Here is a 3,938-nt window from a genome sequence, read left to right on the forward strand (position 1 = left end):
GACGTGGCCGACGTCTGGTTCGCCAAGGACGTGCAGCCGCAGAAGGCCGATGACGGCAAGGACGCGACGGTCAGCCTGCACGACGTGCTGGCACCGCCGACCGCCCCGCTGCTCGGTGCCGAGCACGTCGACCTGGCCAAGGCGGCCGTGCCGCACCCGTCGGCCGACGCCCACCTTGCGGCCATCGATCGCAAGCTGGCCGAGGACGACGAGCACCGGCGCAACAACGGCGGCAACTGGGTGTGAAGTCCGTGAATTCGTTCAAGCCCATTCGGCGCAGCTGCCGAACGGTCGACCTTGGGTCGAGAAACCCGGTCTTTTTGCCGATTGGTTCCGAGGACTCGTCCCTAGCATGACAACACGAGCCCACCTCATCGCGGCGCTCCAGGCGGGATCGCATCCCGCCTGCGGCCGCATTGGGTTGGGTTCGGGTTTCAATTTTTTTGTATCTCTGGCACGTCTTGGCTGCTCGACGCGCCGGGGCACAGGCTCCGCTCAGAACAACGCCTCCAGTTTCGGGGGTGGGCCAGCGATGGTCCAACGCCGCCACGCCGCAAGGCAAGGCGGCCATCAGTACAGGTGAGAAAACATGTCAACCGTCATCCCCGGCATTTCGCCATCTGTCATCCCGAACCTCAGCACGACGACGATCCGCAATTGGACGACGGAAGACTACGCCGCCCTCAGCACCGACCAGCTGATCGCGTTCACCACCGCGCAGGCCTCGGTCATCCTTTCCAGCAGCCTGGCGGTCCTGAAGAGCGACCAGATCCGGGCCTTCCAGACCGAAGACCTGCGGGCCATCGCGACCAGCGCCCTGGCCGGCTTCAGCTCTGACCAGATCCAGGCCCTGAAGACCGACCAGGTCCAGGCCCTGAGCACCTCGCAGATCGCCGTCCTGTCGACGGCCCAGATCCAGGGCCTGAGCAGCGCCGACATGGTGGCGCTGACCTCCGCCCAGATCGGCGCGCTGACGTCCGCCCAGCTGGGCAACCTCTCCACGGCCCAGATCGCCGCCATCGAGACGGTCGACATCAAGTCGATCACCACCGCTGCGCTGCGCAACCTGTCGTCCACCCAGCTTGACGCCTTCACCAGCGACCAGCTCCGCGCCCTCTCCAGTGGCCAGGTCAATTCACTGACGACGAGTCAGGTCAATACGCTCGGTACGGCTGACCTGAACAGCCTGAGCAGCAGCCAGTTCGCCAACCTCTCTACGGCCCAGGCCCAGGCCCTGACCGCCACCCAGCTCGGCAACCTGGCCACCGACAACCTGAACGCGCTGGGCACGGGCCATTTCGCCGTGCTGTCGTCGACCCAGTTCGGCGGGCTGACGACCGGTCAGCTGAGCAAGCTGGAAACGGCCGACCTGCGCGCCGTCACGACGGCTGCGCTCAACGGCCTGTCCTCCGACCAGGTCGGTGCGCTGGCCAGCGACGCCGTGGGCTCGCTGACCACCGCACAGGTTGGCTCGCTGGGTACCGCCCAGATCAAGGGCCTGACCACGGGCGACATGGTCGCCCTGACCTCGGCCCAGGTCGCCTCGCTGACCTCGACCCAGGCCGGCAGCCTTTCCACGGCCCAGATTGCCGCCATCGAGACGGCTGACATCAAGTCGCTGACGACCGGCGCCTTGCGCAATCTGTCCTCCGACCAGCTCGATGCCTTCACCAGCGATCAGCTGCGCGCGCTGAGCAGCGGTCAGGTCAATTCGCTGACAACCGGCCAGATCAACACCCTGGGCACGGCCGACCTGAACAGCCTGACCAGCAGCCAGTTCTCCAATCTGTCCTCGGGCCAGGTCCAGGCGCTGACCAACACCCAGCTTGCCAATCTGGCGACGGACAACCTCAACGCCCTGGGCACAGCCCAATTCGCGGCCCTGTCGTCCAGCCAGTTCGGTGCGCTGACCACCGGYCAGYTGGGCAAGCTGGAAACGGCCGACCTGCGCGCCGTCACGACGGCAGCCCTCAATGGTCTGTCCTCCGACCAGGTCGGCGCCCTCGCCAGCGACGCCGTTGGCTCGTTGACCACGGCACAAGTCGCCTCGCTGGGCACCGCCCAGATCAAGGGCCTGACCACGGGTGACATGGTCGCCATGACCTCGGGCCAGGTCGCCTCGCTGACCTCGACCCAGGCCGGCAGCCTTTCCACGGCCCAGATTGCCGCCATCGAGACGGCTGACATCAAGTCGCTGACGACCGGCGCCCTGCGCAATCTGTCGTCTGACCAGCTCGACGCCTTCACCAGCGACCAATTGCGTTCGCTGAGCAGCGGCCAGATCAACTCGCTGACAACCAGCCAGATCAATACGCTGGGCACGGCCGACCTGAACAGCCTGACCAGCAGCCAGTTCGCCAACCTCTCCACGGCCCAAGCCCAGGCGCTGACCAACACGCAGCTCGGCAACCTCGCCACCGACAACTTGAACGCGTTGGGCACAGCCCAGTTCGCGGCCCTGTCGTCCAGCCAGTTCGGCGCGCTGACCACTGGCCAGTTGGGCAAGCTCGAGACGGCCGATCTGCGCGCCGTCACCACCGCGGCCCTCAACGGCCTGTCTTCCGACCAGGTCGGTGCCCTGGCCAGCGACGCCGTCGGCTCGCTGAGCACGGCCCAAGTTGCTTCGCTCGGCACCGCCCAGATCAAGGGCCTGACCACGGGTGACATGGTCGCCCTGACTTCGTCCCAGGTCGCCGCCATCAAYTCGGCCCAGGCCGGCACGCTGTCCACCGCCCAGCTCGCGGCTATCGAGACTGGCGACATCAAGTCGCTGACCACCGGCGCCCTGCGCAACCTGTCCTCCGACCAGCTCGACGCCTTCACCAGTGACCAGCTGCGTGCCTTGAGCAGCGGCCAGGTCAATTCACTGACGACGGCCCAGGTCAACTCGCTGGGCACGGCCGACCTGAACAGCCTCTCCAGCAGCCAGTTCGCCAACCTGTCCTCGGCCCAAGTCCAGGCACTGACCAACACCCAGCTCGCCAACCTCGCGACCGACAACCTCAACGCCCTGGGCACCGCCCAGTTCGCGGCGATGAGCTCCAGCCAGTTCGGTGCACTGACCACCGGCCAACTTGGCAAGCTCGAAACTGCCGACCTGYGCGCCGTCACCACCGCTGCACTCAACAACCTGTCGTCCGACCAGGTCGGCGCCTTGGCCAGCGACGCTGTCGGCTCGCTGACCACGGCACAAGTGGCCTCGCTGGGCACCGCCCAGATCAAGGGCCTGACCACGGGTGACATGGTCGCCCTGACCTCGGGTCAGGTCGCKGCRCTGAACTCCACGCAGGCSGGYAGCCTGTCCACCGCSCARATYGCYGCSATCGARACCGSCGACGTCAAGTCGCTGACGACSGGYGCSCTGCGCAAYCTGTCGTCCGACCAGCTCGACGCTTTCACCAGCGACCAGTTGCGTGCACTCAGCAGCGGCCAGATCAATTCGCTGACCACGAGCCAGATCAATACGCTGGGCACGGCTGACCTGAACAGCCTGACCAGCAGTCAGTTCGCCAACCTGTCCTCGGCCCAAGTCCAGGCACTGACCAACACCCAGCTCGCCAATCTCGCGACCGACAACCTCAACGCGCTGGGCACCGCCCAGTTCGCGGCGMTGAGCTCCAGCCAGTTCGGYGCWCTGACCACCRGCCARYTKGGCAAGCTSGARACGGCCGATCTGCGYGCYGTCACGACCGCGGCCCTCAATGGCCTGTCTTCCGATCAGGTCGGCTCCCTGGCCAGCGATGCCGTCGGCTCGCTGACCACGGCGCAAGTCGCCTCGCTGGGCACCGCCCAGATCAAGGGCCTGACCACGGGTGACATGGTCGCCCTGACCTCGGGCCAGGTCGCGGCGCTGAACTCCACGCAGGCAGGCAGCCTGTCTACCGCGCAACTGGCCGCGATTGAGACCGCGGACGTCAAGTCGCTGACCACGGGCGCCC

At 66.7% G+C, this 3,938-nt stretch carries 2 protein-coding genes; both read left to right on the top strand.

The features are described from left to right. On the top strand, positions 1 to 246 hold a 246-nt coding region (locus AC1DU6_RS22660), incomplete at its 5' end, for a hypothetical protein (protein WP_477859766.1). A gap of 343 nt (positions 247 to 589) precedes the next feature. Then, positions 590 to 3,938: beta strand repeat-containing protein (locus tag AC1DU6_RS22665; protein ID WP_477859768.1), on the top strand; the 3,349-nt coding region annotated here is incomplete at its 3' end.

It is taken from the genome of Roseateles sp. P5_B10, from assembly GCF_056400485.1.